Source organism: Polyangium sp. y55x31 (assembly GCF_029946505.1).
In the GTDB taxonomy this organism is placed as follows: Bacteria; Myxococcota_A; Polyangia; order Polyangiales; family Polyangiaceae; genus Polyangium.
On sequence record NZ_JARZHG010000008.1, the window covers coordinates 125554 to 141143 of the forward strand.

14 protein-coding genes and 1 other RNA gene are annotated in these 15590 nt (G+C 68.9%); 6 read left to right on the top strand and 9 right to left on the bottom strand.

Annotation, left to right across the window (positions count from 1 at the left end):
• Positions 1-7: 7 nt before the first annotated feature.
• The 3 genes from QHF84_RS17155 to QHF84_RS17165 all read right to left on the bottom strand — a co-directional run bounded on the left by QHF84_RS17155 (position 8) and on the right by QHF84_RS17165 (position 2921).
• Positions 8-1132, bottom strand: coding sequence for a tetratricopeptide repeat protein (locus tag QHF84_RS17155; protein ID WP_281314383.1), 1125 nt, complete (start codon positions 1130-1132; stop codon positions 8-10).
• A complete protein-coding gene (gene ltaE, locus QHF84_RS17160) occupies positions 1129-2166 on the bottom strand; it encodes a low-specificity L-threonine aldolase (protein ID WP_281314384.1) in 1038 nt (345 codons plus the stop codon). The genes QHF84_RS17155 and ltaE overlap by 4 nt, the downstream gene beginning before the upstream one ends.
• Positions 2167-2255: 89 nt before the next feature.
• On the bottom strand, positions 2256-2921 hold the full coding sequence (locus tag QHF84_RS17165) for a hypothetical protein (protein WP_281314385.1): 666 nt from the start codon (positions 2919-2921) through the stop codon (positions 2256-2258).
• Positions 2922-3482: 561 nt separating this feature from the next.
• Here QHF84_RS17165 and QHF84_RS17170 point away from each other — a divergent pair.
• The 3 genes from QHF84_RS17170 (at position 3483) to fdhF (ending at position 7723) form a co-directional block, all read left to right on the top strand.
• Positions 3483-4136, top strand: a complete 654-nt coding sequence (locus QHF84_RS17170) for a hypothetical protein (RefSeq protein ID WP_281314386.1) — start codon at positions 3483-3485, stop codon at positions 4134-4136.
• A 128-nt stretch (positions 4137-4264) separates the two neighbouring features.
• Positions 4265-4762 (top strand): hypothetical protein, encoded by a 498-nt coding sequence (locus QHF84_RS17175; protein WP_281314387.1) that lies wholly within the window; start codon positions 4265-4267, stop codon positions 4760-4762.
• A 117-nt stretch (positions 4763-4879) separates the two neighbouring features.
• Positions 4880-7723, top strand: a complete 2844-nt coding sequence (fdhF, locus tag QHF84_RS17180) for a formate dehydrogenase subunit alpha (RefSeq protein ID WP_281314388.1) — start codon at positions 4880-4882, stop codon at positions 7721-7723.
• Positions 7724-7726: 3 nt separating this feature from the next.
• Here the strand turns inward: fdhF and QHF84_RS17185 are convergent, their stop codons facing one another.
• Positions 7727-9358, bottom strand: a complete 1632-nt coding sequence (locus QHF84_RS17185) for an ATP-binding protein (protein WP_281314389.1) — start codon at positions 9356-9358, stop codon at positions 7727-7729.
• A 204-nt stretch (positions 9359-9562) separates the two neighbouring features.
• Positions 9563-9970: RNase P RNA component class A (rnpB, locus tag QHF84_RS17190), an RNA gene on the bottom strand.
• A 187-nt stretch (positions 9971-10157) separates the two neighbouring features.
• Here rnpB and QHF84_RS17195 point away from each other — a divergent pair.
• Both QHF84_RS17195 and QHF84_RS17200 read left to right on the top strand, forming a co-directional pair.
• Positions 10158-11978 carry a hypothetical protein gene (locus QHF84_RS17195; protein ID WP_281314390.1) on the top strand — a complete coding sequence of 607 codons (1821 nt, stop codon included), beginning with the start codon at positions 10158-10160 and terminating at the stop codon, positions 11976-11978.
• A gap of 48 nt (positions 11979-12026) precedes the next feature.
• The gene (locus QHF84_RS17200) at positions 12027-12155 is read left to right on the top strand and encodes a hypothetical protein (RefSeq protein WP_281314391.1); all 129 of its coding nucleotides are present in this window, start codon (positions 12027-12029) and stop codon (positions 12153-12155) included.
• A gap of 258 nt (positions 12156-12413) precedes the next feature.
• Here QHF84_RS17200 and QHF84_RS17205 read toward each other — a convergent pair whose 3' ends face one another.
• The 4 genes from QHF84_RS17205 to erpA all read right to left on the bottom strand — a co-directional run bounded on the left by QHF84_RS17205 (position 12414) and on the right by erpA (position 14729).
• Positions 12414-12740: a four helix bundle protein gene (locus QHF84_RS17205; protein ID WP_281314392.1), complete on the bottom strand. Its 327-nt coding sequence runs from the start codon at positions 12738-12740 to the stop codon at positions 12414-12416.
• Positions 12741-13024: 284 nt separating this feature from the next.
• Positions 13025-13159: a hypothetical protein gene (locus QHF84_RS17210; RefSeq protein ID WP_281314393.1), complete on the bottom strand. Its 135-nt coding sequence runs from the start codon at positions 13157-13159 to the stop codon at positions 13025-13027.
• A complete protein-coding gene (locus QHF84_RS17215) occupies positions 13156-14007 on the bottom strand; it encodes an RNA polymerase factor sigma-32 (RefSeq protein ID WP_136931464.1) in 852 nt (283 codons plus the stop codon). Before QHF84_RS17215 ends, QHF84_RS17210 begins: the two co-directional genes overlap by 4 nt.
• A 395-nt stretch (positions 14008-14402) precedes the next feature.
• A complete protein-coding gene (gene erpA, locus QHF84_RS17220; protein ID WP_281314394.1) occupies positions 14403-14729 on the bottom strand; it encodes an iron-sulfur cluster insertion protein ErpA in 327 nt (108 codons plus the stop codon).
• 148 nt (positions 14730-14877) lie between these two features.
• Between erpA and QHF84_RS17225 the strand changes: the two genes are divergently transcribed.
• Complete coding sequence (locus tag QHF84_RS17225; RefSeq protein WP_281314395.1) at positions 14878-15585, top strand: hypothetical protein; 708 nt, start codon at positions 14878-14880, stop codon at positions 15583-15585.
• Positions 15586-15590 lie beyond the last annotated feature (5 nt).

Genomic DNA, 15590 nt, shown 5'->3' on the forward strand with positions numbered 1-15590 from the left:
CCCGTCGTCAGTCGTCCCCGGGATCCGCCGCCGGATCCTCGTCCTTCTGTCCGCTCGCCTCTCGCTCGATGTAGCCCGCGCACGGCTTTTCGTTCGGCGCGGGCCTGATCTCGTCGCAGACGAGGTGCGCGCAGCGCGCGTACCGCGAGTCGGAAAAGTCCTTGCGTAAACGTTCGGCGAGGCCACAAGCCTCGCCTGCGTCGCCGTCCTCGCGCGCGAGCCGCGCCTCGGCCCAGAGCGCGTCGTCGCGCAGGACGGACGTCGGATGATCGGCGTAGAGCTTGTGGAACTCGCGGCGCGCGGCGCGGTGATCGTGCAGTCCATCGCGGTAGAGCTCCGCGATGCGCATCTGCGCCGGTGAGTAGCGCGGACGCTCGTAGCTGCCCGTGAGGTGCGAGGACTCGCGCGCCGCGAGCAGTGCGCGGAGTTGCTCGATCGCCGCGTCGTAGCGCCCGAGCTTCTCTTCGATCAGCGACGCGTGCCAGAGCGCGTCGTCCGTCAGCGTCCCGAACGGGTACGGATGCGCGCGCGAGAGCGCGACGAGCGCATCACGTGCCTCCGCGAGACGCCCGAGCCGTTCGAGCGCGAGCGCCGCTTCGTAGTCGACGTTCTCTTCGAGGTCCGTGTTGCGAAGGACGCGCGCCGGCCCTTTTGCCCACGCGATCACCGCCTCGTCGCCGCCACGCTCGCGCTCGTGCGTAGCGATGCGCTTCACCGCTCGGCGCGCGAGGCCGTGCTTCGTGTGTTTCGCCGCCGTGTCGAAGAGCATCGCGTAGCCACGCTCCACGTCGCCGTGCTCGATCTCGAGATCGGCGAGCTCGAATGCGGCACGGCCCGCGCGTGGTCCGTCGGGCGAGGTCTCGGCGAGCTTCTGGAGCGCGGCCTTCGCCTCGGCGTGCGCGCCGCGCCGCTCGTGCATGCGCGCCACGAGGAAGAGGGCCTCGTCGCGATCCTTCACGCGCTCGGCGGCACGCGCGGCCTCTTCGTAGCTCTTCGCGGCATCCTCGTAGCGGCCTGCGTGATACGCCCTCTGTCCCGCGGCAAACGAGCGCTCGTACGCGTCGCCGAGGCTCGGCCCGCACCCCACGAGCCACCACGCGAGGACAAACCCGAAGGCGCGACGCGCGCTCACGTGGCCGTCGCCTTTCGCGTGACGACCTCGCGCGTCGCATCCGCGAGCGCGGCGGCGGCCTCGGAGACACGCGCGGCCGGCAGATCGAGGTGCGTCACCACGCGCACGCGCCGCGCGCCCGAAGCGCCGACGAGCACGCCTCGCGCGCGCGCAGCCGCCACGAGCGCGTCGGCCGCCACGGGCAGATCCACCTGCACGATGTTCGTCTCCACCTCGGGCACGGACGCTCCGGACACCTCGCGGATCGCCGCGCCGATCACGCGCGCGGCGGCATGGTCCTCCCCGAGCCGCGCGCGATGATGTTCGAGCGCGTGAAGCGCGCCCGCGGCCAGCACGCCGGCCTGCCGCATGCCGCCGCCGAGCATCTTCCGGAACCGACGCGCGCGCCGGATCGTCTCCGCGTCCCCGCAGATCGCCGACCCCACCGGCGCGCCGAGACCCTTTGAGAAGCAAACACTCACCGTGTCGAACGGCGCACACAGCTCCGCGACCGAGAGCCCCGACGCGACCGACGCGTTCCACACGCGCGCCCCGTCGAGGTGCATCGCGAGCCCGTGCGCCCGCGCGACCTCGGCGATCGAAAGCACGTCGTGCTGCGGGAACACCCGACCGCCCGCCCGGTTGTGCGTGTTCTCCAGCGCAACGACACGCGGCCGCGGGTGGTAGTCGTAGGGCGGCTTGATGACCGCTTTCAGCTCGTCCGGCCTGAACAGCCCGCCGCGCCCGGCGATCTCGAACTGCACCCCGGACCAGGCCGCGCCCGCGCCCGACTCGTAGAACGCGCAGTGCGCGCCCTCGCCGATGATCACCTCGTCGCCGCGTTGCGTGTGGCAGAGCAGGGCGATCTGGTTGCTCATCGTCCCGCTCGGAACGAACAGCGCCGCGCCTTTGCCGGTGATCTCGGCCGTGAGCCTCTCCAGGCGCTCGATCGTCGGGTCCTCCCCGTACACGTCGTCGCCCACCTCGGCCCGGGCCATGGCCTCCCGCATCGCGGCCGTGGGCCTCGTCACGGTATCCGAGCGCAGATCGATCATGCCCCTACTTCGCCCAGAAGAAGCGCGCTTGGCAATGCCTTGTTCGTGGGCGAGGGAACGTCACGGGCGGACGCGGCCACGCGGCCGGCCTAGCAGAAGAAGCACTTCGTGCGCTGAGGCGGCTCGGGATCAAAACGCACGCGGCCGCACGTGTCACAAATGCACAGGTTTTGCGCGTAAAACTCCCGACGGCCGAGGATGTCCGAGACGAACAGGCTCGTCACGATGTCGCTCAGGATGTCGTGGCTGCGCGGGCGCGGCACCCACTGCATCGTATCGCCCACGACGACCCGACGGACCCGGCCGGCGAAGATCGCGGCCGAGAGAAAGCGGTCGTCGACCGGCGACTGGAGCAGCCCGCGCAGGTGCCCGACCACGCGCGCGCGCGTGCGGACCAGGATCGCGGCCGTCTCGTCCGTCGGCGGGATCTCGGGCAGGAACGCGCTGCAATGCTTGTCGGCGGGCAAGGCGCCGAAGAGCGGCTCCTGGATGCGCCAGGGACGGGCCATGTGGCCCGTGTGCACGAGGTTCCGATCGATCCACGAGCGCAGCTCTTCCTTGCACATCCGCCGCGAGGCGACGCCCTCGAGGAACGTCAGCGCCGCGGCGAGCGCGTCGCTCGGCGGGGGCAGGGGCTCGGGGATGACCGCGCGACGGATGCCGCTGCCCGCTTTCGACGAGGCAGGTGCCGCGTCGCTCGTGCCTTCGCTCTTCGTGCAGAGAACGTTCCTGCTGGGCGAGGACCGCGTCGACATGTTGCAAGATTGGAGCAATCGCCGGACCAGACGCCGAGGCTCCGCCATTGGCGTTCGGCGAACGATCTGGACGAAAGACGAAGACCCTGGACGGTCGGGAGACGAAGATCGGGCGAGCAGCTCTTGCCATGCGACCGGCAGCGATTGCATTTCGGTAGCGCGCGGGCAGGCGCCTGTGTGCGGCGCGGATACGGTAGAGCCAGTGCGCAGTCACCGTTCCCGCAGCGGAATGAGCCTCCCTAGGGCCAGGCTCCATTCTTTACAGATTCTACCGACTGCTCCTGATCGGGCATTCAGAAAATCGCAGACAATCGACGCGTATCGGGTGTCGACCTCATGGCGCGAGCGTGGACCGGAAATCGCGGCCCACGGGGAGCGTGAGCAAAATCACTGCCACCGGGGATTTGCGCGCGGATCAGGCATGGAACCGCCGCGCACCGCCGCACGTATGCAGTGACTCCGACCTCTTTCGCCAGGGACGTGCTCCGCTTTGCGAGCGAATTTCGCACGGGGAACGCCCCAGGCTTAACGTTCCGGTCGGAAACGGAGAGAGTGCTTTACATGACCAAACATGGACTTGTTTTCCTGGGCGCTTTGCTGGCTTCCACCTCGCTCATCGCGGCCACGGGTTGCGGCGATGAGAACAGCGGCGGCTCCGGCGGTTCGGGCGGCTCCGGCGCGGCCGGCGGTATGGGCGGCTCGGGCGGCATGGGCGGCTCGGGCGGCAGCGCCGCGGTCGATTGCGACAAATACTGCACGGACATCGCGGCGAACTGCACGGGCGACAATCAGCAGTATGCCGACAAGGCGAGCTGCATGGGGAGCTGCGCGGGCCTGCCGGCCGACGGCAAGGACGGCGACGCGGCCGGCAACACGATGCAGTGTCGCATTTATCACACGAGCGCGGCGACGGGTGATCCGGCGATGCACTGCCCGCACGCCGGCCCGAGCGGCGGCATGGCCTGCGGCTCGCTTTGCCAGGCGTTCTGCTCGCTCGCGGTGAAGACCTGCCCGACCGAGTGGCCGCAGGAGGGCGAATGCATGACGTCGTGCATGGCGTGGACGGCCGCGGGCATGAACTACAACGCGTCGAACTTCACGGCCGGCAATACGACCGAGTGCCGCCTCTATCACCTCTCGGTGGCGGCGAGCGACGCGACGACCGCGGCGACGCATTGCCCGCACACGATCGCGATGTCCGACACCTGCAAGTGAGATAGGAGGCCCTCGCCCCCGGGCGAGGCCCCACGTGTCCCGAGCCCCGTGCCGTTCGCGGGGCTCGGCCGTTTTTTTCAGGAGAAAGCCGAAGCGCAACGTCCGCCCGGTTGCGCTATTCTCCCGCAATGCCTCTCTTTTTCCGTCGACTCGCGCCGCTCGCCTTGCTCCCTCTCCTCGCAGCCCTCGGCCCCGCGTGCACCGCGGAGCTCGAAGAAGGCTGCCTCGGCGGGCAATGTGTCCCGCCCGGCAGCCCCCCGATCCCTCCCCTCCCGACGAGCGGCTCGGGCGGTGGTGGCGGCGGCGGCGACGCCGGCCCGACCTGCGAGGATACGCCGCAAACCGGCGATTTCCCCTGCGACGTCTTCACCGTCCTCCAGACGCACTGCCACACCTGCCACCAATCGCCTCCGTTGAACGGCGCGCCTTACTCGCTGCTCACGTACGAGGACACCCGCCTGCCCCATGGCATGACGACGAAACCCCGCTTCGTGCGTATGGCCGAGGTCGTCGAGAGCGGCTTCATGCCCCTCATGGCCACGCTCCCCGCGGCCGACAAACAGATCCTGCTCGACTGGCTGTCCACCTGCGGCCTTCCCGCTCCCGACGGAATGGGCTGCGAATGACGGCCGCCGCCGTTCGTCCGCTCTGCTCTGCTTGACGCGGCCCGCGCGCGAATGACGCGGCGAGCCGATGCATTTCCCCGGCTTCTGTCCGGGCCTCCTCGTGCCACAATCCGCCGCATGCAAGCGCCCGCGGCACCGGATACGGCCACGTCCCCGCGCACCGTCACGCTCACGATCGACGGAAAGAGCGTCACCGTCCCCGAGGGCACCACGATCTGGGACGCGGCAAAGGCGCTCGGCATCGACATCCCGGTCCTCTGCCACGACGAGCGCCTCCGCCCCGTCGGCGTCTGTCGCCTTTGTGTCGTCGACGTCGGCGGCAGGACGCTCGCGGCTTCTTGCGTGCGGCCTTGTGAGCCGAACATGAACGTCGCGACCACGTCGCCGCGCGTGGAGCGCCAGCGCAAGGTCCTGCTCGAGCTGCTCATGAGCGACCAGCCCGAGGTTTGTCCCAAGGAGAGCACCACCGGGGGAAACGAGCTCTACGCGCTCGCCCGCCGCTACGGCGCCGATGGAACGCGCCTGCCCCATGGAAAAGGCCGCGGCGAGGATGGATCCTCGAAGGTCATCTCCGTCCACCACGACGCCTGCATCCTCTGCGATCGGTGCGTCCGCGGCTGCGACGAGATCCAGCACAACGACGTCATCGGCCGGACGGGCAAGGGGTATGGCGCGCGGATCGGCTTCGACCTCGATCGCCCCATGGGCGAGAGCACGTGCGTCTCGTGCGGCGAATGCATGGCGGTTTGTCCCACGGGCGCGCTCGTCAACAAGCCCGTGAGCGCGCCGCTCGCGCCGCGCGTGCATTTGAAACAGGTCGAGAGCGTTTGTCCTTATTGCGGCGTCGGCTGCGCGCTCACGTACAACGTCGACGAGGAGACGAACCGCATCGTGTACGTCGACGGCCGCGACGGCGAGGCGAACCACGAGCGGCTCTGCGTGAAGGGGCGGTATGGCTACGATTACGCCATGCACCCGCAGCGGCTCCAGAAGCCGCTCCTTCGCGTGCGGTATCCGAAAGGCCCGCTCTCGGACGCGCCCGAAGAGGCGCGCGCCGGGCGCCGGAAAGGGCACCTCGTGCGGTACGAGGACGTCCTGCCCGCATTCCGCGAGGCGAGCTGGGACGAGGCGCTCGACCTCGTGGCGAGCCGCCTCCGCGAGGCGCGGGACACGCACGGCCCCGCGGCGATGGCCGGCTTCGGCTCGGCGAAATGCTCGATCGAGGAGGCGTACGTCTTCCAGAAGCTCGTGCGCGCCGTCTTCGGCACGAACAACGTCGACCATTGCACGCGGCTCTGCCACGCGTCGAGCGTGGCCGCGCTGCTCGAGACGATCGGCTCGGGCGCCGTCACGAACACGTTCGCCGGCATCGCCGAGGCCGACGTCGCGCTGCTCGCGGGCACGAATACCACGGCGAACCACCCGGTCGCCTCGTCCTTCTTCAAGCAAGCCGCGGCCCGCGGCACGAAGCTCATCGTCGTCGACCCGCGCCGCCCCGACGTCGCGCAATACGCCTGGCGATATGCCCGCATCCGCCACGGCACGGACGTCGCCTTCTACAATGGCATCCTCCACGTCCTCCTCGCCGAGGGCCTGTACCGCGCCGATTACGTCGAAGAACACACGACCGGCTTCGAGGCCCTGAAGGAGACCGTGGCGCGCTACAGCCCCGAGGTCGCGAGCGAGATCTGCGGCGTCGCCCCCGATCTCATCCGCGAGATCGCGCGGGCGTACGGCTCTGCGCGCGCGGCGATCACGTTCTGGGGCATGGGCATCTCGCAGCACACGCACGGCACGGACAACGCGCGTTGCCTCATCTCGCTTTGCCTCGTCACGGGCAACGTCGGCCGGCCCGGCACGGGCCTGCACCCCTTGCGCGGGCAAAACAACGTCCAGGGCGCGAGCGACGCCGGCCTCATCCCCATGATGTACCCCGATTACCAGCGCGTCGCCGACCCGGCCATCCGCGCCAAATTCGAGAAAGCCTGGGGCGTCCCGCTCGATCCCAAGCCGGGCCTCACGGTCACCGAAATCACGACCGCCGCGCTCGAAGGCAAGCTCAAGGCCCTCTATTGCATGGGGGAGAACCCGTTCCTCTCGGATCCCAACGTCAACAAGGTCAAAAAAGCCCTCGCGAAGCTCGATTTCCTCGTCGTGCAGGACATCTTCCTCACGGAGACGGCCGAGTTCGCCGACGTGATCCTCCCGGCCACGAGTTACCTCGAAAAACTCGGCACGTACACGAACACGGATCGCCGCGTCCAGATCGGCCGTCCCGCCCTGAAGCCGCCGGGCGAGGCGCGGCTCGACTGGCAGATCGTCTGCGAGATCTCGAATCGCATGGGTTATCCGATGCCCTATACGCGGGTCTCCGACATCTTCGACGAGTTCACCTCGCTCACGGACGCCTACCAGAACCTCGATTACGACGTCCTCGGCACGGCGGGCCGCCTCTGGCCCTCGCCGGATCGTTCGGCCAAGGACGGCGTCCAGATCCTCTTCGGCGACGCCTTCCCGACCCCCGACGGCCGCGGAAAGCTCGTGCCCTGCGAATACATGCCGGCCCGCGAGACGCCCGACGCCGAATATCCGTTCGTCCTCAACACCGGCCGCCTGCTCGAACACTGGCACACGGGCACCATGACCCGGCGCTCCTACGCGCTCGACGCCATCGCCCCCGAAGCCTTCGTCGAGGTGCACCCCGAGGATCTCGCCCGCCTCGGGGTTCGTCCGGGCGAACGCGTCCGCGTCACCTCGCGCCGCGGCTCGATCGAGCTCGTCGCGCGATCGAGCACGAAGGTCGGCGTCGGCAGCGTCTTCATCGCGTTCCACTTCCGCGAGGCCGCGGCCAACGTGCTCACGATCGACGCGATCGACCCGTTCGGAAAGATCCCCGAATTCAAGTTCTGCGCCGTGCGCCTCTCACGCCCCTCCGGCGACGCCGCGGAAGCGGCCGAGTGATCCTCACGCCGCGGAGGCGCGCCCGGCGGGATCACACACCTCCGCGAGGAGCCGCTCCAGCATTTTGAAGTCGAGCGGTTTTGCCAGGTGCCGATCGAAGCCCGCCGCGCGCGAGAGCTTCCGATCCTCGGGCGAGGCGTACCCCGTGAGCGCGATCAGGACCTTGTCGCGATGCGCCGGATCCGCGCGGAGCGCCCGCGCGACCTCGTAGCCGTTCATCCCGGGCAAACCGAGATCGCAGAGGATCACCTCCGGCTCGAAGCTCCGCGCCTTCTCGATCCCCTCGGGGCCCGAATGCGCGACCTCCACCTGCACGCTCCGCCGCCCGAGCGAGAGCGCCTCCGCGAGGCTCGTCGCGGCGTCGGGGTTGTCCTCGATGACCAGGATGCGACTGCAGCGGTGTGGTTCGCCTCTCACGCTCGCCGCGCCGTTCGGGGCCGCTGGCTCGCGCACGGGCAGCTCGATCGTGAACGTGGCGCCGTGGCCCGGCCCGTCGCTCTCGGCGCGCACGTCGCCGCCGTGCAGCTCGACCAGCCCCTTGACCAGGGAGAGCCCGAGGCCGAGCCCGCCACGGCTCCGCGTGATCGTCCGGTCGGCCTGCATGAACGGACTGAAGAGGCTCGCCAGGATCTCCGGCGCGATGCCCATGCCCGTATCGCTCACGCGAATGCAGGCGCGGCCTCGCGCCGCGAGCGATACCGAGACGAGCACCCGCCCGCCGCGGTCCGTGAATTTGGACGCATTGTGCAGCAAATTGCCCACGACCTGCGCGAGCCGCGTCCCGTCGCCGTTCACCCATACGGGCTCGTCCGGCAGCTCCACGCCGAGCGTCACCCCGCCCTGCTCGAAGACCGAGCGGAGATCCTCGGCGGCGCGATGGACGAGATCGCAGAGCTCGATCGGCCCGTGCTGGAGGTGGATCTTGCCGCGCGAGATACGCGTCACGTCGAGCAGATCGTCGATGAGCCGCGTCATGTGTACGATCTGCCGCTCGATCACGCGCTCGGCGCGCTTCGCCTGCTCGCTCCCCGGCGCCGCGCGGCCGAGCACGTAAAGGCTGTTGCGGACCGGGGCCAAGGGGTTTCGGAGCTCGTGGGAGAGAATGGCGAGAAACTCGTCTTTGCGGCGGTCGGCCTCCCGCAGGGCCTCGGCGAGGGCGCGATGGCGCTCTTCGCTCTCGTGGAGCGCCGCGAGCGAGGCCCGGGCCGCCGCGGCGGCTCGCTCGGCCTCCAGCCGGGAGCGCTCGGCGAGGAGCCGCTCGGCCTGCGCGCGCCGCCGCGCCCGGCGCTCCGAATCCATGACCAGGATCACGACCACGCCCGTCACGAAAAAGGTGGCGAGCCTGAAGACGAGCCCTGGATGAGATTCGCCCGCCGCCGCCGTGGACTGGAAAAGAAATGCAAAACCGACCGTGGACAAGGCGAGCGATACGAGGCTCGGGAAAAACCCCTCGAAGAGCGCGAGCAGCGCGACGAGCGCGATCGGCCCCATCATGAAGAGGCCGCCGAGCGGCCGGATCAGCATTGCGGCGATCGCAACCGTGACGATCGCCAAGGCGATCGACAAGAGCCAGGGCCGGATCGCGGCAAACGTGGAACGCGTGGGGGGTACGTCGGTGGTTACGATTTGCTGCATCGGCGAGGGGAAACGGACCAGATGCCGCAACCTAACATAGAGCGTAGGGCACGCCAGGCGAGGCGAGGACGTCCCTGTCGTTCCACGAAAAACGTTTGCGGCAGAGCCTGCTTGGAATGGCAGACGTCGTCCGGCGGCCGTTTGCCCGCGTCGACGAACACACAAAAAAAACGAGAGGCCCCGGTCTTTCGATCGGAGCCCCTCGGTCGCAGCGGCTCATAAGCCGAGTTCTGTCTCGCTCCGGGGTCACCCCCGGGGCGTCGGCGATCATTCCTCTAGGGCACGCATTGCTGCGTGCCTCGAGCAGCCAACCCGGAGGCATCGGACGGGCCGTCCTCTCGGGACCTTTCGATCCCATCGCCTCCCTACGCGGCCTTGCACCGGGTGGGGTTTGCCTTGCCACCCCCGTTACCGGAGGCGCGGTGGGCTCTTACCCCACCGTTTCACCCTTACCGACTGGACGAGCACCACGAGGGCACTTTCGAGCCGGCGGTTTCTTCTCTGTTGCACTCTCCTCGAGGTCACCCTCACCGGGCGTTACCCGGCACCCTGCCCTGCGGAGCTCGGACTTTCCTCCCGCGGAAACCCGCCGGCGACCACCTGCTCCGCTGCGACACGGCGAAGATAACGCCCACCGATCCGGAAGTCGAGATGTCGTCGTTCTGGCCCGCGTCTGGCTCAGTGAGCTGTGGCACGAGCCCTCGTGGCGCGTTTTGGCGAACTGCGTTCGCAGCAGTGCCTACGCGGCGCGGTGGCAAACGAGCACGGCCGAGTATATCGCTCCGCATGGGCTACACCCATGCTTACCGCTGCAGAACTCGCCGCGATCCGTGCCGACGACACCAACGACACCACGCGCCTCGCGCACGCCGCGCGGCTCCGGTCGGAAGGAGATCCGCGAGGAGAGTTCATCGAAGTGCAGTGCGCGCTCGGGCGCCTCGATCCCTGGTCGTCGCATCCCGAACGCGCGCGCTGGGAGCGGCGTGAGCGCGAGCTACTCGCGGCGCACGGCGGCACCTGGCGTGCGCCGCTCGGACTGCGCAGGTCCGAGTGCGTATTTCGACGGGGCTTCGTCGATCTGGTGGCGCTGACTGCGGAGCGGGTGCTCGAGGTGGCGGACGCGTGGGAGCGCGGCGCGCCGATCCAAGACCTGAGGCTGCTGGGTCAGGACCCTGCGAACCTCGCCGACGCGCTGTCGCATCCCGCGATGCGACATCTTCGCTCGCTCACGATCCACGGCGGCGGCCACGACTTGTCGCGCGACGTCAGCGAGATGCTGCTCGGGCACGCGAGCTCGCTTTCCCGACTACGGAGTCTCGCGCTGACGCAGATGGACCTGCGCTACGACTGGGTGAAGCGCCTGGCAGCAGGCGGCTCCTTCACGGCGCTCGAGGGCCTGACCCTCGAGCGATGCGATCTCGCCGCGGAGGACGTGCAGGCGCTGGTGTCGTCTCCGATGCGCGCGCGGCTTCGGTCCCTCACGCTCGACAACAATCCCTTCGGCGACGACGGCGTGCGCGCCATCGCAGCCGCAGACGGTCTGACGCAGCTCGAAGCGCTGTCTCTGACCGACGTGAAGATGACGAGCGAGGGCGTGCGTGCGCTCGCAGCGTCCCCGGATCTCGCATCGCTGCGGCATCTGGATCTATCGCTGAACAAGTTCGGACCGGAAGGCGCGCTGGCGCTCGCGCAGGCCACGCCGCGGAGCCGCCTCGAAGAATTGAAGCTCTGGTACTGCGGCATCCGCTCGGAAGGGCTGCGCGCGCTGGCGAGCGCACCGCAGTTCGCGTCGCTTCGACGCCTCGACCTCGGCGATAACGCCATCGACGCCGAGGGCGTTCGCGCCGTCGCCGCGGAGCGGTCCTTTGCGCAGCTCCGTCACCTCGGGCTCAACGGCAATTCGCTGGGGAGCGCTGGCGGCAAGGCGCTCGCGGAGGCCACGCAGCTCGAACACCTGCGGGTGCTCGAGCTCGGCGGCACGCAGCTCGGCTCCGAGGGTACGCGCGCGATCGTCTCCGCGCCGACCTTTGCCGCGCTGACCCGACTCAATCTTGCGTGCAATGAGGTGGGACCCGATGGTGTGCGTGCCCTCGCGCGCGCGAGCCACTTGGCGCGATTGGAGCAGCTCATCCTGCGCGTCAACGCCCTTGGGCCCGACGGCGCGCAGGCCCTCGCCGAGGCGCGACACCTCGCGCGGCTCACGGAGCTCGATCTCACAGACAACGAGCTCCACGACGAGGGCGCGCGAGCGCTTCTCGCTGCAACGCAGCTCGCTTCGCTACAGAAGCTCGGTCTGCAGTACAACCAGCTCAGCGAGGAGAGCGCGCAGGCGCTCGCGTCGGCGACGCACCTGACGCAGCTCTCGACGCTCGAGCTCGCAGGGAACGACCTGGGCGACGAGGGGGTCCGTCTCCTCGCCGAGGCGCCACATCTCGCGGGCCTCGTGGTGCTCGACCTGTCGCGCACCCGGCTCGGGGACGACGGCGTACGCGCCCTCGCGGCGGCCTCCCACCTCACCCACCTCGCGTTGTTGTCGCTCTCGGAAAACGGGCTGGACCGCGCGCAACACGACGCGCTCGCATCCGCGTCGCAGTTCGCCGACACGACGATCCTCGCGTAGGGCTAGCTGCCCTGCGGCCCACCACCGTTCGGCTCGTCGGCCTTCTTCTTGCCGCGCCGTTTGTACAGCGGCGGGGCGCTCGCGGCGCGTGGCCAGCGTGAGTTCGCGATCGCGGCGCTCGTCGAGGCCAAGGAGCACCTCGGGGCGGCGGCGAAGGAGGGCGCGCGGGGGCGCTGAAGGGGCGGGGCGGCCAGGCGAAGTTTGATGGGTGGACCGTGAACGCGGTGCCGAGAGGTCGAAGGCATGCTCGCCGTGCTTGTCGGCAACCGGTCGGTGGTCGGAGTCGGGGGGGAAGACAATCCCCCAAATGCGGAATTGGTTCGTCCCGGGAGAACCCACGATCGGCCGCCAATGGCGCGATGGGCGGTGCAATGGGCGCTGAGAGCCAGGCCGTTCAGGCGGGCCGTCCTGGGGGAGGACGGCCCGCCCGAACCATTACCGTCGCGTGAGCAGGTGCAGGGTAGCGATGATTTGCTCCAGCTTTTTGCGCAGCCCCTCGTCCACCTCATCCACGTACCCGAGCGCTTCTGCCACATCAAGGCACGCGCGGACCTCTGCAGCCGACCCCATGGCCGTATGCCACCGAGCCCGCTCGTTCCTTCCCTGTGAATATGCGCCCTCGCTCAGGTTCAACGGAATACTTGTCGCCGCGCGCCGAAGCTGATCTTCCAGGTTTGGATCCTTCGCACCGATCCGCTGCATCAAGGGCCGCAGCATCCTGAGCAACTCGATCGTCACGCCATAAATCCTGAGCGCCATCATTTCCTCCGTATCCCCGACCGGGGACCCCGGACCCCGGCCCGCGCGCGGAGGAAGGCGAAAGGCTGCGAGGCGAAGCCTCGCACCGCGCGGAGCCGCGCGCAGCCGCGCGCAGCGAAGCGAGCACGGCGAGCACGGCGAGCACGGCTTGGCCTTTCGCCTTCCGAGCACGCGGGCACAATCGACTTCCCCGGGCGAGAGGAAAGGACAAAGCTTCGGCTTCAGCTTCAGCGGCAGCTTCAGCGGCAGCTTCAGCTTCTGCTTCAGCGGCAGCTTCAGCTTCTGCTTCAGCTGCCGCTGCCGCTGCTGCCGCTGCTGCCGCTGCTGCTGCCGCTGCTGCTGCTGCCGCTGCCGCTGCCGCTGCTGCTGCCGCTGCTGCTGCTGCTGCTGCTGCCGCTGCCGCTGCCGCTGCCGCGACTCACGCCGCGAGCGGATGCAGCCTATCGCGCAGCTTGCGCTTGGCGCGGGCCTCGAGCTGCCGCGCGCGCTCGCGCGAAACGCCGAGGCGCCTGCCAATCTCGGCGAGCGAGAGCTCCTCCTCCGGATCGGCCATCATGCGCGTCTCCACGATGTATCGCTCACGTGGATCGAGGTTCTGCACCGCCTGCTCGAGCCGCTCGCGCAGCAGCGCTCCCTCCTCGGCGCGCGAGAATCGCTCCTCTTGATCCTGGTCCTCGGCGACGAGCGTATCGACGAGCGAGCGTGCTCCGTCCTCGAAGACCTTCGTATCGAGCGAGACGTCCCGGGCTTCGAGCCGGCGGGCCATCTCGACCACCTTTTCTGCGGGCGCGCCGAACTTCTCGGCGAGCAGCTTGTCTCCTGCTTCGCCCTCGCCCACGAGCCCTGCGATGCGCGCGCGCTCGCGGCGGAGACGGAAGAACATCTTCGACCGGAGCGGGCCGGATCCGACGCCGACGAGGCTCCACGAATGGATCACGTGGTTCAGGATGTACGCACGGATCCAGTATGCCGCATACGTGACGAACCGATTGCCGCGATCCGGGTCGTACTTGCGGATCGCGTGTACGATCCCGAAGTTCCCCTCGGCGATGAGATCGGCGAGAGGAATGCCATAACGCCGATAGCTGATCGCGATGGATACGACATGCCGCAGGTTGGCGAGTGCCAGCCGGGCGGCCGCGCGCTCGTCTCCCCGATCCCGGAAAGCACGGGCGAGCTCGACCTCCTCCTCGCGCGAGAGCTCCGGAATTTGACGTACATGCGCGATATACCGAGAAACCGCGCTGCTTTGGTCTCGAGAGGTCTGCACGTCTTCCCTCATTCTCATGAAAGGTGCGGTTCCCGTGGGACGCACCGCGTAGTCGCTCGGGCCTACCCGCCGTGGACGCCGTTTCGAGGGGCCTTCGAGGACGTCGGCCCCGACGGACCGACTCCCTGCATGACTCACGCCGCCCGCGATTCGTTCGAAGATGGCCCGCGTGTGGCACGCCCCTGGCTCACGGGGTGACATGGCCCCAGAGAGAAAGGACCCTGGGTGCGGCGTGGCTGCACGCTGTGCGACCGGAACGGCCGCGCGGACGCGTTCCCCGAGGGACCGAAGAACGCAGAAAACCGGATTTGAAGGGATTTTCGCGCCTCTTGCCGTCCGCGAGAGAGCGAGCGGCGAGGCGCGGGGAGAGCGCCTCGGGCGGGCGATCGGGCGTGCTAGGCGGAGAACGAAGAGCCGCAGCCGCAGGTGCTCTTCACGTTCGGGTTCGAGAACTTGAAACCCGAGCCGTGGAGACCTTCCACGTAATCGATCTCCGTGCCTTCGAGGTACTGATAGCTCAGGGGATCCACGTAGAGCTTGATGCCCTTGTCCTCGAAGGTCTCGTCGAGGTCGGTCGGCTTGTCCTCGAAGTAGAGATCGTAGGAGAAGCCGGCGCAACCGCCGCCGATGACACGCAGACGCAGGCCCTGCCCCATGAGGTCCTCGGCCGTCGCAATCTCGACAACCTTCTCGGCCGCCTTTTGCGTGATGCTGATAGACATAGTCCTCCTCGTCGCCTCGTCCGAGGAGCCATGGACGCCGGTTGTTGCGTCGCAGAGGCCGCGCTGAGGCCGGCTCCCAGACGCTCCCTAAGATAGGCAACCTCCCACGCACTTGCCAGTGGTAGATGACGCTACGGAACAAAAGGCCATGCGGCTGCTACGTCGCGGCGTGATCACGGTGCGAAGCGGGCTCCCGGTGCCGGACGAGCGCGCGGTGCTGCGCGCCCTGCGGGTGCCGCACGCGACGCGGATCACCGACATCGAGGAGCGCGGGGTGCGGGAGGCGATCCGGCTCGCGCTCGATCGCGCGCTCGGGATGGCCTCGTTCGAAGGGGTGTTTCGAACGGCGGAGGCCTTGGAGATCCGCGAGGACGAGGTCGTGACGTGCGGGGCGCCGCCGGGGCTCCTGCGTTCGTCCGCGCTCGCGAAGCGGTTCGCAGGCGCGCGGGAGGTCGCGTTCCTGGCGGTCACGCTCGGGGAGCGATGGGACGAGGCACTGGATGAGCTCGCGCGGCGCGGCGAGCCGGCCGAGGCGTGGTTCCTCGACGCGCTCGGGACGTTCTTCGTGGACCGAGCGTCGCGGGTCGTGGAGGCGCGGATCGCGTCGGATCTCGCGCGGGCCGGGCTCGCGCGGTCGGCTCGGTATCGGCCGGGGTACGTGGGTTATCCGATCGAGGCGCAAGGCGCGCTTTGCCAGTTCGTGGAGGCTTCGCGGATCGGCGTGACGGCCAACGAGGCGATGAGCCTCTGGCCCCGGAAATCCGTGACGACGGTGGTGGCGTTCGTGCCGCGGGAGGACGGGGGAGCGCTGGAAAACGAGGGGGATCCGGTCGTCACCGGCTCGAAATCGAGCTAAGGAGA

Coding starts and splice junctions, on each gene's coding strand:
- ltaE (WP_281314384.1), bottom strand. CDS start 2,166: ATGATCGATCTGCGCTCGGATACCGTGACGAGGCCCACGGCCGCGATG.
- QHF84_RS17165 (WP_281314385.1), bottom strand. CDS start 2,921: ATGTCGACGCGGTCCTCGCCCAGCAGGAACGTTCTCTGCACGAAGAGC.
- QHF84_RS17170 (WP_281314386.1), top strand. CDS start 3,483: ATGACCAAACATGGACTTGTTTTCCTGGGCGCTTTGCTGGCTTCCACC.
- QHF84_RS17175 (WP_281314387.1), top strand. CDS start 4,265: ATGCCTCTCTTTTTCCGTCGACTCGCGCCGCTCGCCTTGCTCCCTCTC.
- fdhF (WP_281314388.1), top strand. CDS start 4,880: ATGCAAGCGCCCGCGGCACCGGATACGGCCACGTCCCCGCGCACCGTC.
- QHF84_RS17185 (WP_281314389.1), bottom strand. CDS start 9,358: ATGCAGCAAATCGTAACCACCGACGTACCCCCCACGCGTTCCACGTTT.
- QHF84_RS17195 (WP_281314390.1), top strand. CDS start 10,158: ATGCTTACCGCTGCAGAACTCGCCGCGATCCGTGCCGACGACACCAAC.
- QHF84_RS17205 (WP_281314392.1), bottom strand. CDS start 12,740: ATGATGGCGCTCAGGATTTATGGCGTGACGATCGAGTTGCTCAGGATG.
- erpA (WP_281314394.1), bottom strand. CDS start 14,729: ATGTCTATCAGCATCACGCAAAAGGCGGCCGAGAAGGTTGTCGAGATT.
- QHF84_RS17225 (WP_281314395.1), top strand. CDS start 14,878: ATGCGGCTGCTACGTCGCGGCGTGATCACGGTGCGAAGCGGGCTCCCG.